General features: G+C 67.8%; 17 protein-coding genes and 1 other RNA gene. 8 read left to right on the forward strand and 10 right to left on the reverse strand.

Annotated features, from left to right (window positions below; all coding sequences use genetic code 11):
* Positions 1–7: 7 nt before the first annotated feature.
* The 4 genes from purQ (at position 8) to Ga0609869_RS09460 (ending at position 7,075) form a co-directional block, all read left to right on the forward strand.
* Positions 8–676, forward strand: a complete 669-nt coding sequence (gene purQ / locus Ga0609869_RS09445; RefSeq protein ID WP_125406431.1) for a phosphoribosylformylglycinamidine synthase subunit PurQ — start codon at positions 8–10, stop codon at positions 674–676.
* A gap of 46 nt (positions 677–722) precedes the next feature.
* Positions 723–2,486 (forward strand): sensor histidine kinase, encoded by a 1,764-nt coding sequence (locus Ga0609869_RS09450; protein ID WP_125406434.1) that lies wholly within the window; start codon positions 723–725, stop codon positions 2,484–2,486.
* Between the two features lie 5 nt (positions 2,487–2,491).
* Positions 2,492–3,829 carry a sigma-54-dependent transcriptional regulator gene (locus tag Ga0609869_RS09455; RefSeq protein WP_125406437.1) on the forward strand — a complete coding sequence of 446 codons (1,338 nt, stop codon included), beginning with the start codon at positions 2,492–2,494 and terminating at the stop codon, positions 3,827–3,829.
* A gap of 417 nt (positions 3,830–4,246) precedes the next feature.
* Positions 4,247–7,075 carry an Rne/Rng family ribonuclease gene (locus Ga0609869_RS09460; protein WP_125406440.1) on the forward strand — a complete coding sequence of 943 codons (2,829 nt, stop codon included), beginning with the start codon at positions 4,247–4,249 and terminating at the stop codon, positions 7,073–7,075.
* A gap of 6 nt (positions 7,076–7,081) precedes the next feature.
* Here the strand turns inward: Ga0609869_RS09460 and Ga0609869_RS09465 are convergent, their stop codons facing one another.
* The gene (locus Ga0609869_RS09465; RefSeq protein ID WP_125406442.1) at positions 7,082–7,309 is read right to left on the reverse strand and encodes a sulfurtransferase TusA family protein; all 228 of its coding nucleotides are present in this window, start codon (positions 7,307–7,309) and stop codon (positions 7,082–7,084) included.
* A 108-nt stretch (positions 7,310–7,417) separates the two neighbouring features.
* Here Ga0609869_RS09465 and Ga0609869_RS09470 point away from each other — a divergent pair, with 108 nt between their 5' ends.
* Genes Ga0609869_RS09470 through Ga0609869_RS09480 form a run of 3 tightly spaced genes read left to right on the forward strand, consistent with a single transcriptional unit; the run spans position 7,418 to position 10,762 of the window.
* Positions 7,418–8,170: a cytochrome c biogenesis CcdA family protein gene (locus Ga0609869_RS09470; RefSeq protein ID WP_125406445.1), complete on the forward strand. Its 753-nt coding sequence runs from the start codon at positions 7,418–7,420 to the stop codon at positions 8,168–8,170.
* A gap of 39 nt (positions 8,171–8,209) precedes the next feature.
* Positions 8,210–9,418 carry a hypothetical protein gene (locus Ga0609869_RS09475; RefSeq protein WP_125406448.1) on the forward strand — a complete coding sequence of 403 codons (1,209 nt, stop codon included), beginning with the start codon at positions 8,210–8,212 and terminating at the stop codon, positions 9,416–9,418.
* The gene (locus Ga0609869_RS09480) at positions 9,419–10,762 is read left to right on the forward strand and encodes a cytochrome P450 (protein ID WP_125406451.1); all 1,344 of its coding nucleotides are present in this window, start codon (positions 9,419–9,421) and stop codon (positions 10,760–10,762) included.
* 93 nt (positions 10,763–10,855) lie between these two features.
* Here Ga0609869_RS09480 and Ga0609869_RS09485 read toward each other — a convergent pair whose 3' ends face one another.
* Positions 10,856–11,071, reverse strand: coding sequence for a ribbon-helix-helix domain-containing protein (locus Ga0609869_RS09485; RefSeq protein ID WP_125406454.1), 216 nt, complete (start codon positions 11,069–11,071; stop codon positions 10,856–10,858).
* Positions 11,068–11,253 (reverse strand): DUF4169 family protein, encoded by a 186-nt coding sequence (locus Ga0609869_RS09490; RefSeq protein ID WP_125406457.1) that lies wholly within the window; start codon positions 11,251–11,253, stop codon positions 11,068–11,070. Before Ga0609869_RS09490 ends, Ga0609869_RS09485 begins: the two co-directional genes overlap by 4 nt.
* A 93-nt stretch (positions 11,254–11,346) precedes the next feature.
* On the opposite strand from Ga0609869_RS09490, the gene Ga0609869_RS09495 reads away from it, so the two are divergent.
* Positions 11,347–11,661 (forward strand): hypothetical protein, encoded by a 315-nt coding sequence (locus Ga0609869_RS09495; protein WP_125406460.1) that lies wholly within the window; start codon positions 11,347–11,349, stop codon positions 11,659–11,661.
* A 40-nt stretch (positions 11,662–11,701) separates the two neighbouring features.
* Here the strand turns inward: Ga0609869_RS09495 and fumC are convergent, their stop codons facing one another.
* The 7 genes from fumC to Ga0609869_RS09530 form a co-directional block, all read right to left on the reverse strand.
* Positions 11,702–13,096, reverse strand: a complete 1,395-nt coding sequence (gene fumC, locus Ga0609869_RS09500) for a class II fumarate hydratase (RefSeq protein ID WP_125406463.1) — start codon at positions 13,094–13,096, stop codon at positions 11,702–11,704.
* A gap of 92 nt (positions 13,097–13,188) precedes the next feature.
* Positions 13,189–13,656 (reverse strand): SspB family protein, encoded by a 468-nt coding sequence (locus tag Ga0609869_RS09505; protein ID WP_125406466.1) that lies wholly within the window; start codon positions 13,654–13,656, stop codon positions 13,189–13,191.
* Positions 13,657–13,741: 85 nt separating this feature from the next.
* On the reverse strand, positions 13,742–15,004 hold the full coding sequence (gene chrA / locus Ga0609869_RS09510) for a chromate efflux transporter (RefSeq protein WP_125406468.1): 1,263 nt from the start codon (positions 15,002–15,004) through the stop codon (positions 13,742–13,744).
* A gap of 44 nt (positions 15,005–15,048) precedes the next feature.
* On the reverse strand, positions 15,049–15,474 hold the full coding sequence (locus Ga0609869_RS09515; RefSeq protein WP_125406471.1) for an ester cyclase: 426 nt from the start codon (positions 15,472–15,474) through the stop codon (positions 15,049–15,051).
* A gap of 91 nt (positions 15,475–15,565) precedes the next feature.
* Positions 15,566–15,918: a transfer-messenger RNA gene (gene ssrA / locus Ga0609869_RS09520) on the reverse strand.
* A gap of 19 nt (positions 15,919–15,937) precedes the next feature.
* Positions 15,938–16,108 (reverse strand): hypothetical protein, encoded by a 171-nt coding sequence (locus Ga0609869_RS09525; protein WP_170168832.1) that lies wholly within the window; start codon positions 16,106–16,108, stop codon positions 15,938–15,940.
* Positions 16,105–17,232, reverse strand: coding sequence for a YeeE/YedE thiosulfate transporter family protein (locus Ga0609869_RS09530; RefSeq protein ID WP_125406473.1), 1,128 nt, complete (start codon positions 17,230–17,232; stop codon positions 16,105–16,107). Before Ga0609869_RS09530 ends, Ga0609869_RS09525 begins: the two co-directional genes overlap by 4 nt.
* Position 17,233 lies beyond the last annotated feature (1 nt).

Genomic DNA, 17,233 nt, shown 5'->3' on the forward strand with positions numbered 1-17,233 from the left:
GATATCCATGAAAGCCGCTGTTCTTGTCTTCCCCGGCTCCAATTGCGACCGCGACCTCGCGGTGGCGTTCCGCAATGCCGGCGCCGATGTCACGATGGTCTGGCACAAGGACAGCCGCCTGCCCGCGGGCACCGACGTGGTCGCCATCCCCGGCGGGTTTTCCTTCGGCGATTACCTGCGGTGCGGGGCCATCGCCGCGCGCTCGCCCATTACCGGGTCGGTGGTCGATCACGCACGGCGCGGCGGCTACGTGCTGGGCATCTGCAACGGCTTTCAGGTGCTCACCGAAACCGGGCTGCTGCCGGGGGCGCTGATGCGCAATGCAGGGCTGAAATTCCTGTGCAAGAGCGTGGAGATGGTCGTCGGGACCACCGCCAGCGCCTTTACCGCGGGCTATGGCAAGGGCCAGCGCGTCTCGATCCCGATCGCGCATCACGATGGCAATTACGTGGCCGACGACAGGCTCTTGGCGCGGCTGCGCGACGAGGACCGCGTCGCTTTTCGCTATGTCGATAACCCGAACGGCTCGGCCGGCGACATCGCCGGCGTGCTGAGCGAGAACCGCAGGGTGCTGGGCATGATGCCCCATCCCGAACGTGCGGCAGAACCGGCCCATGGCGGCACCGACGGGGCGGCGCTTTTCCGCGCGTTGACCGGCGCGCTTACGCCGGCCTGAGCCACGCGCGCTTGAGCGTGGCGTCCCAGGGGCTTACCTTGCTTTCATGAAACGCCCGGGAAGAGAGAATGGCAATGGCGGCCGGCGGGGTGGCCGCGACTGGCGCCTGCGCCTGGCGGTGTCATTGCTGTGCGTGGTGGCCGTGGCCATCGTGTGGGTCACCAACAGCTTTCTGACCGAACGTTTCACCGAGACCACGCGGAACCGCGCGCAAGTGCGGCTGGCGCTTTATTCCGGCAATATTGTCAGCGAGTTGCAGCGCGCTTCTGTCGTGCCGCTTTTGCTGTCGCGCGACCCTACGCTGATCGGCGCGCTGAACTCGGGCGACTTTTCCCAAAGCTCGCAAAGGCTGATATCGTATCTCGACGAGATCGGCGCGGCGGCGCTGACCCTGCTGGACGAGTCCGGGCGCGTTGTGGCGGCGACAGACCGCTCGACGATTGGCGCGACCCAGCGCACCCGTGCCTATTTCGTCGAGGCGCGGCGCGCCAACGACACGGTGTTCATCACCTCGCAGACCGAGCAGGGCGGGTTCGAGTTCACCTATTCGCGCAAGGTCACATCGGAGCGCGAGAATATCGGGGTGATCGTGGTCAAGGTCGACCTTGCCAAGTTCGAACAGAGCTGGGCGGGCATTTCCGACGCGGTGCTGGTGACCGACAGCGAGGGCCAGATCATCTTGTCGACCGAGCCGCGCTGGCGCGGGCGCACCATCGAGCAGGCGCTGGCCGCACGCTCGGCCCCTTCGGCGATCGCGCGCGCGATCCAGGCGACGGCCGATTGGGGGACGCTGCCGCCCGATGCCTACCTGATGGGCGAGGCGGTGATGCGCAACGACGCGCGCATCTCGTTCCAGGGCTGGCGGATCTCGTCGTTCACCACCTATGCCTCGATCCGCGAGCGGGTGAACGCGGTGCTGGCGCTGGAGATCATGGGCTTTGCGATCCTGCTGGCGCTGACCTTCTACCTGCTGTCGCGCCGGGCGCAGTTGCGCTCGATCCGGTTTCAGCGCGAAACCGCGGAGCTGCGCAAGCTGAACCTGCGCCTGCAACGCGAGATCGCCGAGCGTGAGAAGGCCGAGAAAAACCTCGAAGTGGCCGAGCAGACGCTCGCGCAAAGCTCCAAGCTGGCGGCGCTGGGCGAGATGTCGGCGGCTGTCAGCCACGAGTTGAACCAGCCGCTTGCGGCGATGAAGACCTATCTCGCCGGTGCGCGGCTGCTGCTGCAACGCCGCCGGCCCGACGAGGCGCTCTCGTCGTTCCAGCGCATCGACGACCTGATCGAGCGGATGGGCGCGATCACGAGGCAGCTGAAAAGCTATGCCCGCAAGGGCGGCGAGGCGTTCGAGCCCTTGGACATGCGGGCCTGCATTTCGTCGGCGCTGTCGATGATGGAGCCGCAGCTCAAGCGACGCAAGGTCACCATCACCCGCACCCTGCCGGACCGCCCGGTGCTGGTCATGGCCGACCGAATCCGGCTGGAACAGGTCATCATCAACCTTCTCAGGAACGCGCTCGACGCCACCAAGATGTCCGCGGACGCGCAGATCGACCTGCTCCTCTCGGCCGGCGAGACGGCGACGCTGACCGTGCGCGACAACGGCCACGGCATCGAGAATATCAACGCGCTGTTCGAGCCGTTCTACACCACCAAGCGGCCCGGCGACGGCGTCGGCCTCGGCCTGGCGATCTCGTCGGGGATCGTGAGCGACCTCGGCGGCCGCCTGACCGCGCGCAACGGGCGCGCCGGCGGCGCGGTGTTCGAGGTGCAATTGCCCATTCTGGGCGAAGAAATAGAAGCGGCGGAGTAAAACCGATGCCCCGGACCATGAAGATAGCCATCGTCGACGACGAACAGGACATGCGCCAGTCGATCAGCCAGTGGCTGGCGTTGTCGGGCTACGAGACAGAGACCTACGGCTCGGCCGAGGACGCGCTGAAATCGGTGGGGGCGGATTACCCCGGCATCGTGGTGAGCGACATCAAGATGCCGGGCATGGATGGCATCGCGTTTCTAAAGCGGCTGATGGGGGTCGACAGCAACCTGCCGGTGATCATGATCACCGGCCATGGCGACGTGCCCATGGCGGTCGAGGCGATGCGCATCGGCGCCTACGACTTTCTGGAAAAGCCGTTCAACCCCGACCGGATGACCGAGTTGGCCAAGCGCGCCACCCAGGCCCGGCGGCTGACGCTGGACAACCGCGCGCTCAGGCGCGAGCTGGGCGACGGCGCGGGCATCATTCAAAAGCTGATCGGCACCGCGCCGGTGATGGAACGGCTGCGCGAGGATATTCTCGACCTCGGCCAGGCCGATGGGCATGTGCTGATCGACGGCGAGACCGGCACCGGCAAGACGCTGGTGGCCCACGCGCTGCACGCGGTCGGTCCGCGGGCGGGGCGCAAGTTCGTGCAGGTGGCCTGCTCCGCCTTCGAGGAAGAGGCGCTGTCGCGCCGGCTGTTCGGCCCGATGGCCGAAACCGACGGCCCGCAACTGCCCGCGGTCGAAGAGGCGCGCGGCGGCACGCTGTGCCTGGAGGATGTAGAGGCGCTGCCGCCGTCGCTGCAGGCGCGTCTCCTGACCTTCATCAACGAGCAGGGCAGCCCGGCCGAGACCCGCATCGTGGCGGTCTCGAACCTGCAGGAGCAGGACAAGACCTGCGAGGACATGCTGCGCCCCGACCTGTTTTTCAGGCTCGCGGCGATGAAGATCACCCTGCCGCCGCTGCGCGCGCGGGGCGAGGATATCCTGTCGCTGTTCACCCGCCTGTCCGAGCAGTTCGCCGACGAATACGGCTGCGAGGCGCCCGAGGTCAGTGCGCAGGAGGCGGCGCAGCTGTTGCAGGCGCCCTGGCCGGGCAATGTGCGCCAGCTGATCAACGTGGCCGAGCGCGCGGTGCTGCAAAGCCGGCGCGGCACCGGCACGATCGCAAGCCTGCTGATGGCCGAAAACGAGGCCGCCCAGCCGGTGATGACGACCGAGGGCAAGCCGCTGAAGGAATATGTCGAGGCGTTCGAGAGGATGCTGATCGACAACACGATGCGCCGCCACAAGGGCTCGATCTCTAACGTCATGGAAGAGTTGTGCCTGCCGCGGCGCACGCTGAACGAGAAAATGGCCAAGTACGGGCTGAGCCGGTCGGATTATCTCTGACCGGCGCAGTTGGAAAAAGGCATTGCCCTTGCCCCGGCGAAGTGGCTATTGTCGCGGGGCGGGAGTGCAGGCGATTGGCCGCATTTCACCCTAAGTTGAGTTTCGCTGTTTTTCGCGCCGTTTGAGGCGAGTGCCGGACCGGCGTGAAACGCACCGATCGGCCCCCGATGGGTCAAAGCAGGCTCGGCAACGTCGCGCATCGTCGCAGGCGGACCGGGCGTATAAACGGATGCCGACAAACCGGCATCGGAGACAAACCGCGATGGAACGCGCGAGCAGGATCAGGCAAGAAACGGGACGGCCGATGGCCGTGGCCCCGTTCGCCCGAGCCGCGCACGCCCAAGCCCAAACAAGACATCCGCCGCCGACCGTCCGCCCACCAGGGCCGGGCGGCCTGCCGCGATGCAACGAGACACAATGGCAAAGAAGATGCTTATCGACGCCACCCACGCGGAGGAATGCCGCGTTGTGGTGGTCGATGGAACCAAGGTCGAAGAGTTCGATTTCGAGGCGGCCAGCAAGCGACAGCTTGCCGGAAATATCTACCTCGCAAAGGTAACCCGGGTCGAGCCGTCGCTGCAGGCGGCCTTCGTCGATTACGGCGGCAATCGCCACGGGTTTCTGGCCTTTTCGGAAATCCACCCCGATTACTACCAGATCCCGGTTGCCGACCGCGAGGCGCTGCTCGCCGAAGAGCGCGCCTATGCCGAGTCGTTGAACGATGACGAGGCGAAAGAGGCGCCGAAACCGCGCCGCTCGCGCCGCTCGCGCAGCCGCTCCGACTCCAAGGCGGAAAAGACCCGCTCGGGCGACGCGGTGGAAACCCGCGATGTGAGCGCGGACATCCCCGGTATGGATGTCGTCGATCTGGGCGAAGACGCCGAGGCGACCGAGCCCGAAATCCTCGCCTCGCAGTTGGGCGACGTGCCCGCCGCGACGGACGTGCCGGCCGGCCCGCAAGGCGCCGCGCCCGAGGCGGCCGAGGCCGAAGCGCCCGCCGCCGCGGCGCCCGAGAGCGATGCCGGTGCCGCCGAGCCCGAGGCGCCTGCCGCCGAAGACCCGACCGCCGAGTCCGCCGCGCCCGAGACGCCCGTCGCGGACGACGAGGCTGGCAAGGCCGATGAGGGCCGTGGAGACGGCGACCAGGGCGACGACGACGAGGATGGCGAGGCGGCCATGCCCGACGCGGCCAGCCGCGATGACCAGATCGAGTCGGTGGGCGACGAGGATGTTTCGGACGACATCCGCCCGCGCAAGCCGCGCCCGCGCCGCTACAAGATCCAGGAAGTCGTCAAGGTCCGCCAGATCATGCTGGTGCAGGTGGTCAAGGAAGAGCGCGGCAACAAGGGCGCCGCGCTGACCACTTACCTCAGCCTTGCGGGCCGCTACTGCGTGCTGATGCCCAACACCGCCCGCGGCGGCGGCATTTCCCGCAAGATCACCAACGCGACCGACCGCAAGAAGCTCAAGCAGATCGCGGGCGAGCTGGACGTGCCCGAAGGGGCGGGTCTGATTATCCGCACCGCGGGGGCCAACCGCACCAAGGCCGAGATCAAGCGCGACTACGAATACCTTCAGCGGATGTGGGAGCAGATCCGCGAGCTGACGCTGAAATCCATCGCGCCGGCGCCGATCTACGAAGAGGGCGACCTGATCAAGCGTTCGATCCGCGACCTCTACAACCGCGAGATCGACGAGGTGCTGGTCGAGGGCGAGGCCGGCTATCGCGTGGCCAAGGACTTCATGAAGATGATCATGCCGTCCCACGCCAAGAACGTGAAGCACTACCACGACCCGATGCCGCTGCTCGCGCGGTTCCAGGTGGAAAGCTACCTGTCGTCGATGTTCAACCCCACGGTCCAGCTCCGCTCGGGCGGGTATATCGTGATCGGGGTCACCGAGGCGCTGGTCGCCATCGACGTCAACTCGGGGCGGGCCACCAAGGAGGGCTCGATCGAGGAGACCGCGCTCAAGACCAACCTTGAGGCCGCCGAAGAGGTGGCGCGCCAGTTGCGCCTGCGCGACCTTGCCGGGCTGATCGTGATCGATTTCATCGACATGGACGAGCGCAAGAACAATGCCGCCGTCGAAAAGCGCCTGAAGGACAAGCTGAAGACCGATCGCGCCCGCATCCAGCTGGGCCGCATCTCCGGCTTTGGTCTGCTCGAGATGAGCCGCCAGCGTCTGCGCCCCGGCATGATCGAGGCCACGACCCAGCCTTGCCCGCATTGCCACGGGACCGGCCTGATCCGTTCCGACGACAACCTCGCGCTGTCGATCCTGCGCCAGATCGAGGAAGAGGGCGTGCGCGGCCGGTCGAAAGAGGTGCTGATCAAGGCGCCCGTGGGCATCGTCAACTTCCTGATGAACCAGAAGCGCGAGCATGTCGCGCAGATCGAGGCGCGGTATGGGCTGTCGGTGCGGATCGAGGCCGACTCGTTCCTGATCTCGCCCGATTACGCCATCGAACGCTTCAAGACCGCGACGCGCGCGGTGCCCGAGGTGGCCGTGCAGGTGATCTCGGTCGATACCTCCGATCTGCAAGAGGCCGAGGCCGTCGAGGTTGCCGAGGTCGTCCCGGCGGTCGAGGACACCCCCGAAGAGCCGCGCGGTGACGACGGGCAGAGCCCGTCGAAAAAGCGCCGGCGCCGGCGCCGCAAGAAGAAACCCAACGGCAATGGCGAGCAGCCCGCGCCGCAAGAGGCAGGGTCGGAGTCGACCGAGGCCGAGGCCCCCGCAGAGGCCGGTGCCGAGAGCGAGGCGGCGCAGCCCTCCGAGGACAAGCCGAAACGCTCGCGCAGCCGCGGCGGCCGCTCGCGCAACCGCAGGTCCAGGTCCGACGAGGCCCCGTCAGAGGCCGAGGCGACACCCGTCGAGGCCGCTCCGGCCGAGTCGAGCCTTGAGCCCGAAGCGCCTGCGCCTGTCGCGGAGGCCGAACAGGTGACGGATATGCCGGCGCCCGACGCCGCGCCCGAACCGGCAACGGCCGCCCAAGCGCCCGAACCGGCACCTGTCGCGCAGCACGACGCCCCGGCGCCCGTGGCGCAGGAGGAAGAGCAGCTTCAGGCCGCGCATGCGCCGGAACCTGCGCCTGACGCCCAAGAGGGCCAATCGGCACCGGCAGAGGCGCCGCAGCCCGAGCCGCAGCCCGAGCCCAGCCTTGAGACGGAATTCGCCGGAGAGCCGTCCGACGAGGACGACTCGCAAAAACCCAAGAAGCGCGGCTGGTGGGCGCTGAGCCGATAGGCCCTCTCAGCCCCGGCGGATGACGAAGACAGCGACGCCGTCGGCCATGTCCTGCGCCAGCAGGGCATGGCCCGCCTCGGCGCAGAAATGGGGCAGGTCGATCTCGGCCATCGGGTCGTCGGCCCACAGCCGCAGAACGGCCCCCGGCGCCATCTCAGCCAGCGCCTTTCGTGCCTTCAGCACCGGCAGCGGGCAGCGCAGCCCCCGCGCATCGATCAGCCGTTCCTCGTCCATCGTCGCGGGGTTTAGGGCCGCCGCGGCACCCTGTCCACGGCTTTGTGACCCGTTGCGGCGTGACGGCGCCCGGCAACTTGGCTATCCCCGACGCGAAGAGGAGAGGCGATGTTCGGAATCGAGCTGATCGACGCGGGGCTTGCCCCGGCCATGCTGGTGGCGCTGCTGGCGGGGCTCTTGAGCTTTCTCTCGCCTTGCGTCCTGCCCATCGTGCCGCCCTACCTGGCCTATATGGGCGGCATCACCATGGGCGAGCTGACCACTGCCCAAACTGCGCGGCGCCGGGCCTTCGTCTCGGCGCTGTTCTTCGTGCTGGGGCTGTCGACGGTGTTCCTGCTGCTGGGGTTCACCGCCTCGGCCTTCGGCGCGTTCTTTCTGAAAAATCAGGAGCTTTTTGCAAGGATCTCTGGCGTGGTGGTCATCGTCTTCGGCCTGCACTTCCTGCATGTCTTCCGCATCCCGGTGCTCGACCGCGAGGCGCGGCTCGATGCGGGCGACCGGGGCGGGTCGGCGCTGGGGGCCTACCTTTTGGGCCTCGCCTTCGCCTTCGGCTGGACCCCCTGCATCGGCCCGCAACTGGGGGCCATCCTGTCGCTGGCGGCGTCGGAGGCCAATGTCACGCGCGGCACGCTGCTCTTGGCGGTCTATGCCGCAGGGCTGGGCATCCCGTTCCTGCTGGCGGCGCTCTTCATCCAGCGCGCGATGGGCGTGATGGGCCGGCTGAAGCGCCACATGGGCCTGATCGAAAAGGCGATGGGCGCGCTTCTCATCCTTGTCGGTCTTGCGCTTCTGACCGGGGCATTCAGTGCGTTCAGCTATTGGCTGCTTGAGACATTTCCGTCACTGGCCACGCTGGGCTAGGCCGCATAGGCTCGCCCCCGGCGAGGCTGAGGGGCGCGGATGGGCGAGACCACGACAGGGCAGGTGCGCAGGCGGCGGGTGTTTTACATCCCCGGCTACGACCCGTTCCCGCCGCGCCGCTACCGCGAGCTTTACCGAAAGGAATCCGCAGCCCAGGCGGCCCTCTCGGGTTATGATATCGCGCTGGGGCCGAAGGCCCTCGGCGGGCCCTTCGGCTGGCACGTGACGGCGCGGATGGACGGCGCCGAGGTCGAGACCGATATCGAGGTGCTGGTCTGGGCCGACCTGGTACGCAATTCGATGGGCCAGTCCATCGCCGCCACCTATTGGCAGCTTGCCCGCACCGCCTGGGCCTATATCGGCTCGGGCGCGATCTGGCGGCTGGCGCGGCTCAGGAAAGGGCCGACCATCGCGGCCTTTTACCCGATCGGCGCGCTGCTGTTGCAGCTCTTTGTGGCGCTAATGGTGGCGCGGGGGCTGGGGGCGGCCCTGGCACTGACCGGGCTGCCCTATCTGGGCTGGCTGGGGCTGGCTGCCGTCTGGCCGTTGCTGGCCTGGTTCCGCGCCCGCGACGGCAAGATCTATGCCTATTACCTGATGCACGACTACGCCCACACGGCGCAGGCAAGCGGGGCCTACCCGGCCGACCTGGAGGCCCGCCTGGCGCGGTTCGCCGACACCATCGCCGCGGCGCTGGAGGGCGAGGCCGACGAGGTGCTGGTGGTCGGCCATTCCTCGGGCGCGCATCTGGGCGTGTCGGTGCTGGCCGACCTCATCCGCGCGGGCCGGGTGCCCGGGGCGCGGCTGTCCTTTCTCACGCTGGGGCAGGTGGTGCCGATGGTCAGCTTTCTGCCGCGCGCCGGGCGGCTGAGGGCGGATCTGAGGCTGATGGCCGGGCAGGACCGCATCCCATGGGTCGACGTGACCGCGCCGGGCGACGGCTGCGCCTTTGCGCTGTGCGATCCGGCTGCGGTGTCGGGCGTGGCGCCGGAGGGCCGGCGCTGGCCGCTGGTGATCTCGGCGGCCTTTACGCAGACATTGTCGCCCGCGCGCTGGCGCGAACTGCGGTGGCGCTTTTTCCGGCTGCATTTCCAGTATCTCTGCGCCTTCGACCGGCCCGGCGATTACGACTATTTCCGCATCACCGCCGGGCCCCTGACGCTGGGCGCGCGTTATGCCGGGCGCAAACCCTCGGCCAGCCGGATCGAAACCCCGCTCAACCGCTACACCGACACGGAGCCCCGCTGAATGCACCCTCCCAAGCCTGCTGCCCGCCCCGAGCGCGTGTCGCTATTGCGTTATCTGCGGCTGTTCCGGCAGGACATCCTGTCGGCCCAGCCCGCCAAGCTTTACCGCGCCAAGATGGCCGAGTTCCGCACGCCGTTCTTCCGGTCGTATCTCGTCAACCAGCCCGATCTGGTGCGCGAGGTGCTGCAGGCCCGGCCGATGGCGTTTCCGAAATCCGACCGGATCGGCGCGGGGCTGCGCCCGCTTCTGGGCAATTCGGTCTTCCTGACCAACGGCGAGAAATGGCTGCGCCAGCGTCGCATCATCGACCCGGCCTTCGAAGGCGGGCGGCTGCGCGACACGTTTCCGGCGATGGTCGCGGCAGGCCGCGCGGCGGTGGGCCGTCTGGGCGAGGGCGAGATCGAAATCGAGGCCATCACCAGCCATGCCGCGGCCGACGTGATCTTTCGCACGCTGTTTTCCCTGCCGATCGAGGATGAAACCGCCAGCGCGGTATTCCACGAATTCCGCGACTACCAGCGCAGCCAACCGATCCTGAACCTTGCGGCCTTCGTGCCGGGGCCGGCCTGGATGCCGCGACTGCACCGCGCGCGGACGCGCGCCACGGCGCGGGCGATACGCGGGCTGATCGCGGGGCTGACCGAGGCCCGGCAGGCCGATATCGCCGCGGGCACCGCGCCCAACGACCTTGCGACCAAGATCATGACCACGCGCGACCCCGAGACCGGAGAGACCTTCGATGCGGCCGAAATGGTCGACCAGGTGGCGATCTTCTTCCTGGCCGGGCACGAAACCTCGGCCTCGGCTATGGCCTGGGCGCTCTACCTTCTGGCGCGTGAGCCCGAGGTGCAGGAGCGGGTCGCGGCAGAGGTGGCGGAGTTCCCAGAAAACCCATCGTTTTCAGACCTCTCAAGGCTAAAGCTAACCCGCGACGTGTTCCGCGAGGCGCTCAGGCTCTACCCGCCGGTGCCGATGATGGTGCGCGAGACGACGCGGCCCGAACGCTTCCGCGACCGCGACCTGCCGAAGGGCGCGCAGGTGGTGATCAGCCCGTGGCACCTGCACCGGCACGAGCGGATATGGGAGCGCCCCGACGAATTCGACCCCGACCGCTACGCGACCGAGAACGGAAAGGCGGGGCTGCGCGAGGCCTATATCCCGTTCTCGGCGGGTCCGCGGGTCTGTACCGGGGCGGGCTTTGCGATGGCCGAGGGGCCGCTCTTGCTGGCGATGCTTGTCAGGGCGTTCCGCTTCGCGCCCGTGGCGGGGCGCGACCCGGTGCCGGTGGCACATCTGACCGTGCGGGCGAAAGACGGGATCTGGTTGACCTTGGCACGACGTTAAGGCGCTGGCGCTCAAGAGTTTTCGGAAAACGCTTGGCAAAATCCCTCCGAAGGATTTGCGCCGCATAGGTGCCGCGCCATGGCTATCCCCGTCTTACCCCCGATAGTGCCGCAGCACGTAGACCCGGATCGCCGAGGCGAGCCCGCTTTCCATCCCGCGGGCCTCGTCGATCTCGGCGGCGAGCGCGTTGATCGGCTTGCCCTCGCGCGCGGCGATCTCGCGGAAGGCGTGCCAGAACTCTTCCTCCAGCGACACGCTGGTGCGGTGGCCGCGCAGCGTGAGCGAGCGCTTGACCGGCCGGCCGCTCACTCGTCGTCGAACCGCGCCTGGTCGAGGTGGCGCTTGGCCTTTTCGGCCTGCGTCGCCTCGAGCAGCCGCTGCGCCTTGGTGCGCCCGAAGCGGGCTGCGTTCTCGTCTGCGCGGGCCTTTTTGGCGGCGCGCCCCGCCTCTTTGCGGGCCTTGTTGAGGTTGATCGGGCGGTCTGCGGACATCGGGTTTCTCTTCGGATTTGGGGCGCGCCCCGGCCTCGTGACACCCTTTCACTACCCGCGTTGCGGGGGGCGGACAACAGGGGGGTAAGACCGATGATGATTGCGCGTTGGCATATCCAGACCAGGTTCGGCCACAAGCAAGCCGCGATCGACCTGATCCAGGAATGGAAGACCGAGATCCGCGCGCAGACCGAACTGGACATGAGCGCGGCGCGGCTGGTGACCGGCTCTGTCGGGGCGGCGGAGGCCGAGATCGAGGAAGACATCCCGATCGCCAGCCTGGCCGATCTGGATGTGTTCTTCGAGAAGATCGGGTCGGTCAAGCTCCATGCCGACTGGCGCAAGAAGATGAGCGGCTATGTCGTGTCCGGCTCGTCCTACTGGGAGGTGTTTCGCGTCATCGGCTGATGTGAAACGCCCCGCCACTGCAGGCGGCGGGGCGGAGCGGTCAGTCCGAGGGGCCGATCATCCGCTCGGGCCGCACGATGTCTTCGAATGTCGCGGCATCGACGAAGCCGAGGTTGATCGCCTCTTCCTTCAGCGTGGTGCCGTTCTTATGCGCCGTCTTGGCAACCGTGGTGGCGTTGTCATAGCCGATCTTGGGGGCCAGCGCGGTGACCAGCATCAGCGACTCGCGCATCAGCTTGTCGATCCGGTCGCGGTTGGCCTCGATGCCGGTGACGCAATTGTCGGTGAACGAGGCGGCCGCGTCGCCCAGAAGCTGCATGGATTGCAGCACGTTATAGGCCATCATCGGCTTGTAGACGTTCAGCTCGAAATGGCCCTGCGACCCGGCAAAGCCGACCGCCGCGTCGTTGCCCATCACATGGGCGCAGACCTGCGTCAGGGCCTCGGCCTGGGTCGGGTTGACCTTGCCCGGCATGATCGAGCTGCCCGGCTCGTTCTCCGGCAGGATCAGCTCGCCCAGCCCGCAGCGCGGGCCCGAGCCCAACAGGCGGATATCGTTGGCGATCTTGAAGAGGCTCGCCGCAACGGTTTTCAATGCGCCCGACATCTCGACCATCGCGTCATGGGCGGCCAGCGCCTCGAACTTGTTGGGCGCCGTGACGAAGGGCAGGCCGGTGATCTCGGCCATGTTGTCGGCCACCGTCTCGGCCCAGCCCTTTTTCGTGTTCAGCCCGGTGCCCACGGCGGTGCCGCCCTGCGCGAGCTCGTAGATGTGCCCAAGCGCGCCTTTGACCCGCTCGATGCCCATCGCCACCTGATGGGTGTAGCCCGAAAACTCCTGGCTCAGGGTCAGCGGCGTGGCGTCCTGGGTGTGGGTGCGGCCGATCTTGATGATGCCCTCGAACGCGCGCACCTTCGAGTCCAGCGCGAAATGCAGATGCGCAAGCCCCGGCAGCAGCACGTTATGGGCCGTCGTCGCGGTGGCGATATGCATCGCCGTCGGGAAGGTGTCGTTCGAGCTTTGGCCCATGTTGACATGGTCGTTGGGGTGGACCGGGTCCTTGGTGCCGATGGTGCCGCCCAGGATCTCGATCGCGCGGTTGGCGATCACCTCGTTGGCGTTCATGTTCGATTGCGTGCCCGATCCGGTCTGCCAGACGACCAGCGGGAAATTGTCGTCGAACTTGCCCGCGACAACCTCGCTTGCCGCCTGCACGATGGCCCCGCCCAGCCGCGCGTCGAGATTGCCCGCATCCATGTTGGCCTGCGCGCAGGCCTGCTTGATGACGCCCAGCGCGTGCACGATGGCAAGCGGCTGCTTCTCCCAGCCGATGGGAAAGTTCATCACGCTGCGCTGGGTCTGGGCGCCCCAGTACTTGTCGGCGGGCACCTCCAGCGGGCCAAAGCTGTCGGTCTCGGTGCGGGTTGCGGTCATCGGCATCTCCTCGCGTTGGCGTCGGCACGGGCTATAGGGCGCGCGCCTGCGCTTGGCAATCACGCCCTGTGTGCGCCGTGTGCGCGGCCGGGTTACTTGCGGAACTTGTCGAGGCTGACCACTTCGGCGTCCTGCACATGGGCCGTCTCGTCCTCCGGCGCCTCCTCGTCCGACGCCTCGTCGGCATCGTCGTCCTCGTCCTCGCTTTCCTGCGTCTCGAAGCGCAGGCCGAACTCCACCGAGGGGTCCACGAAGGTGCGGATCGCGTCGTAGGGGATATAAAGCGGCTCGGGACTGTCGCCGAAATTCAGCGTGACCGAAAACCCGTCATCGGTGACGTCGAGATTTTCGAACCAGTGCTGGATGACCACCGTCATCTCTTCGGGGTAGCGGGCATGCAGCCAATCGGCCAGCGCCACCTCGGGATGGGTGGTGTCGAAGGTGATGAAAAAATGATGCTCGCCCGGCAGGCCCTGCTCGGCGACATCGGCAAGCACCTGCTGGATAAGCCCGCGCATGGCGCGGTGCATCAGCTTGCCATAGTCGATCTGGCGCGACATGTGGGGGCGGTCCTCGTTCCCTTTAATTGAAGCCAGCATAGGGGATTCGGACTCGATTGAAAGGCCCGTCGCGCAAACTTCGCGCTCACCCCGCGATGCCCCCGAGCGCCCCCAAACCGGCCGCCAGGCCCAGCACCGCCGGCAGCGGCCAGCGGCGCCAAAACAGCAGCAGCGCTGCGAGACCCGCGAGCGCCAGCGCGGGTATGTTGAGCGATGCGGGGTCGGGGGCGATCAGGCGCAGCGGTCCGGCCTCCAGCATCTCGACACGGGCGAAGAACACATGCGCGGCGAACCAGATCGAGAGGTTGAGGATGACGCCGACCACCGCCGCCGTCACGCAGGCCAGCGCCGCCGACAGCCGCGGCATGCCGGCCAGCCGGTCGATGTAGGGGGCGCCTGCGAAGATCCACAGGAAACAGGGCACGAAGGTGACCCACAGCGTGACCGCCGCCCCCGCCAGCGCCATTGCCCAGCCCCCGGCCTGGAAGGCCGCGAGAAACCCCACGAACTCGGTCACCAGTATCAGCGGCCCCGGCGTGGTTTCGGCCAGGCCCAGCCCGTCGACCATCTGCGCGGTGTCGAGCCAGCCTTTGCCGGTCACCACCTCCTGGGTCATGTAAGCCAGCACCGCGTAGGCGCCGCCGAAGGTGACGACGGCAAGCTTGGAAAAGAACGCCGCGATCTGGGCCAGGATCGGCGGGCCGGCGGCCCAGAGCAGCGCAACGGGCGCCAGCCAGAGCGCCGACCAGGTGGCGATGGTGACCAGCGGACGGGCGGCGGGCGGACGCGGGCCAGGCGCTGGCAGCGGCGCGCCGCGGGCGCTGAGATAGCCATAGGCCGCGGCGGCCGCGATGATCAGCGGGAAGGGCAGGGCGAGCGCGAAGATGCCGAGGAAGGAGAGCCCGGCGATAACCCAGCGCGCAGGGGTTTTCAGCGCCTTGCCGGAGACTTTCAGCAGCGCGTCGATGACGACCACGACCACCGTGGCCTTGACCCCCAGAAACAGCGCCTCGACCAATGGCACCGCGCCGAAGGCGGCATAGGCGGCGGCCAGCGCCAGCACCACCACCGCGCCGGGCAGAACGAAAAGGCCGCCGGCGATCAGCCCTCCGGCCACGCCCCGCATCCGCCAGCCCGCGTAGGTGGCCAGTTGCATCGCCTCGGGCCCGGGCAGCAGCATGCAAAAGCTGAGCGCGCGCAGAAAGCCCTCGTCGTCCAGCCAGCCGCGGGATTCCACCAGATCGCGGTGCATCAGCGCGATCTGCGCCGCGGGGCCGCCGAAGGACAACAGGCCGATGCGGCCGAAGACGCGGACAAGCTCGGGCAGGGGCGGGGCGGGGCGATCCATCCCGCCCCCCTAGCACGGCCCATGCAACGGGGCGATGAAAAGCCTCAGGCGATCTTTTGCCCGGTCATGCCCAGCTCGAGGCTGTGTTCGGGCAAGAGGCCCAGTTGCTCGAAAAAGCTCAGGATATCCCAGTTGTTATAGGCCTCGACAATGCGCTCGCCCTCGAACCGCACCATGATCTGGCCCGACAGGCGCACCGGTTTCAGGCTGCCCACCGCCACCGCGCGCACGTCGAACAGCGCCGAGATCCAGTCGCCGTGTTCGATGGTATGGACGATGCGGTAGCCCTGATCCTCGACCAGTTGCAGCATTGCCGCGACGAAGACCTTGAGATCCTCCGGGCCCACCTGCAAATCGTCCATCAGCCCCGCGGCCCGGGTGCTGTCGGTAAAGAGCGTATCGACCGCGTCGAGATCGCCCTCGATATAGACCCGCCGGTACCACCGGTCGAGAAGTTCTGCCTTGGTCATCGCGCCGCCCTCGGGTTGCTGCCTGTCCCCCTTGTCGGCGACAAAGGTTGATGCGCGCTGAACGGCGCCGCGATTTTTCGAATGGGGAGAAGGTGCAGGTTTCTGTTGCCAGGTACCTGCGAACCCCGCCTGCCCTTGCTAGAGGAACAGGGCTTAAGTTTTCGGTTTGGTTACTGCTTACGCAGCAACGGCCACCGGAGCACGGTTGTCATTGGCAACTATCATGCTTGCACCGATAACGGTGGTAGCTCACCGGGCGAAAGCTAACCCCTTTAGACGTCCGTCGATCCTGTTTCGGCCCCATGATCCCGCCAATGTGGGAGTTCTGGTGGAGCCGCCGGGTACCGCCCCCGGGTCCGATCCGCTTATTACGGGCGCGTTTATCGCCATAGTCTCTTGCGAGACAGACCTAAGATAAACCCGCGCGGCGCCGGTTTCAACCGCCGCGGGGCGAGGGGGCGGGTCAGCCCCCGGGCAGGGCGGCGCAATGGGCGCCGGTGGCCGCCTGGCCCGAACCCAGCGCCAGCAGCGGCGGCGCACCGTAGGGGTCGAGCGGCGCCGAGCCCGCGAGGTCGACGGCCAAGAGGCCCGCCACGACGATCAGCAGCACGATCACGACAGGGCGGCGGGTCATCGGCGGGCCTCCAGCCCCAGGTAGGGGCGCAGCTTGATACCGTAGTAAGAGCCCAGGAAGGCCGCGGCGAACCAGGCCCAGCCATGCAGGCTGCCCGTCGAGATGCCGCTAAAGAAGGCGCCCACGTTGCAGCCGAAGGCCAGCCGCGAGGAATAGCCCAACAAAAACCCCGCGACGATCACCGCGACCCAGGCGCCCAGCGGGTAACCCTTGAGCGGGCCAGACAGCCCGTCGCGCCACCACGCGGCCAGCGCCGCGCCGGCGATGAGGCCGATATCGGTCAGCGAGGTTATGTCAGTCAGCACGCTTTGTTCGACGCGTTCGACATTGCCCGGCGCCGCCCAGAAGGCCGAGCCGGAGAGATCCGCCCCCAGCGCGGTGGCGCCCTTGGCGACCCACAGGCCCAGCCCGTAGACGATGCCCCAGGGCTGACCGGCGACCGCCAGATGGGCGATGGCCAGCGCGGCCACCACGATGGCCGCGATCCACAGCCGCCCCGGCAGGCGCCGTTTTTCGGGGGCGCCCAGCACCAGCACCAGCAGCGCCACCGCGGCCAGCCCCGCCAGCGTCACCGCCAGCCCGCCGGTGCCCGCAAACGCGACCAAAGGCAGGGTGCCCAGCCCGGTCCACCAGGTCAGGTGATAGGCGCCCGCAAAGCTGCCGACCGCGAAAAAGGGCAGGGCGACCGCGCTGACCGCGTTGCCCGAGCCGGCATTCACCAGCGTGCCCGATCCGCAGCCCAGGACGATCTGCATGCAGGCGCCGAACACGAACGCCCCGCCGACCATGGCAAAGCCCACGGGCGCGTGGGCGCCCTTCAGTTCGGACCCGTGCGCGGCCAGCATCGGAAAGGCGGCCAGCGCCACAAGCCCGATGCAGACCATCTGCGCGACCAGCCCGGAGGGGTCGCGGAACAGGATCATCCGCCGCCACGGCCCGGTAAAGCCGAAGCGCAGCCCCTCGAGCGCCAGACCGAAGCCCAGCCCGAGAAGCAGCAGCAACCCGTAGCGCGGCCCGGCCATCGCCGCGACCGCCAGCACTGCCAAAAGCGCGGCCAGCGCCATCCCGGCCCGCCCGGCCAGGCGCGGCGCCCCGCGGGGCGCCGCCGTTGCCGTTTCACTCATA

It is taken from the genome of Rhodovulum iodosum, assembly GCF_041020385.1.
GTDB lineage: Bacteria > Pseudomonadota > Alphaproteobacteria > Rhodobacterales > Rhodobacteraceae > Rhodovulum > Rhodovulum iodosum.

What these genes read in the sequence shown, in the direction of transcription:
- Ga0609869_RS09475 (WP_125406448.1), top strand. Translation starts at nt 8,210, where the DNA reads ATGGGCGAGACCACGACAGGGCAGGTGCGCAGGCGGCGGGTGTTTTAC.
- Ga0609869_RS09465 (WP_125406442.1), bottom strand. Translation starts at nt 7,309, where the DNA reads ATGGACGAGGAACGGCTGATCGATGCGCGGGGGCTGCGCTGCCCGCTG.
- Ga0609869_RS09490 (WP_125406457.1), bottom strand. Translation starts at nt 11,253, where the DNA reads ATGTCCGCAGACCGCCCGATCAACCTCAACAAGGCCCGCAAAGAGGCG.
- Ga0609869_RS09470 (WP_125406445.1), top strand. Translation starts at nt 7,418, where the DNA reads ATGTTCGGAATCGAGCTGATCGACGCGGGGCTTGCCCCGGCCATGCTG.
- chrA (WP_125406468.1), bottom strand. Translation starts at nt 15,004, where the DNA reads ATGGATCGCCCCGCCCCGCCCCTGCCCGAGCTTGTCCGCGTCTTCGGC.
- Ga0609869_RS09480 (WP_125406451.1), top strand. Translation starts at nt 9,419, where the DNA reads ATGCACCCTCCCAAGCCTGCTGCCCGCCCCGAGCGCGTGTCGCTATTG.
- Ga0609869_RS09505 (WP_125406466.1), bottom strand. Translation starts at nt 13,656, where the DNA reads ATGTCGCGCCAGATCGACTATGGCAAGCTGATGCACCGCGCCATGCGC.
- Ga0609869_RS09460 (WP_125406440.1), top strand. Translation starts at nt 4,247, where the DNA reads ATGGCAAAGAAGATGCTTATCGACGCCACCCACGCGGAGGAATGCCGC.
- Ga0609869_RS09530 (WP_125406473.1), bottom strand. Translation starts at nt 17,232, where the DNA reads ATGAGTGAAACGGCAACGGCGGCGCCCCGCGGGGCGCCGCGCCTGGCC.
- fumC (WP_125406463.1), bottom strand. Translation starts at nt 13,096, where the DNA reads ATGACCGCAACCCGCACCGAGACCGACAGCTTTGGCCCGCTGGAGGTG.
- Ga0609869_RS09455 (WP_125406437.1), top strand. Translation starts at nt 2,492, where the DNA reads ATGCCCCGGACCATGAAGATAGCCATCGTCGACGACGAACAGGACATG.
- Ga0609869_RS09495 (WP_125406460.1), top strand. Translation starts at nt 11,347, where the DNA reads ATGATGATTGCGCGTTGGCATATCCAGACCAGGTTCGGCCACAAGCAA.
- Ga0609869_RS09515 (WP_125406471.1), bottom strand. Translation starts at nt 15,474, where the DNA reads ATGACCAAGGCAGAACTTCTCGACCGGTGGTACCGGCGGGTCTATATC.
- Ga0609869_RS09450 (WP_125406434.1), top strand. Translation starts at nt 723, where the DNA reads ATGAAACGCCCGGGAAGAGAGAATGGCAATGGCGGCCGGCGGGGTGGC.
- purQ (WP_125406431.1), top strand. Translation starts at nt 8, where the DNA reads ATGAAAGCCGCTGTTCTTGTCTTCCCCGGCTCCAATTGCGACCGCGAC.
- Ga0609869_RS09525 (WP_170168832.1), bottom strand. Translation starts at nt 16,108, where the DNA reads ATGACCCGCCGCCCTGTCGTGATCGTGCTGCTGATCGTCGTGGCGGGC.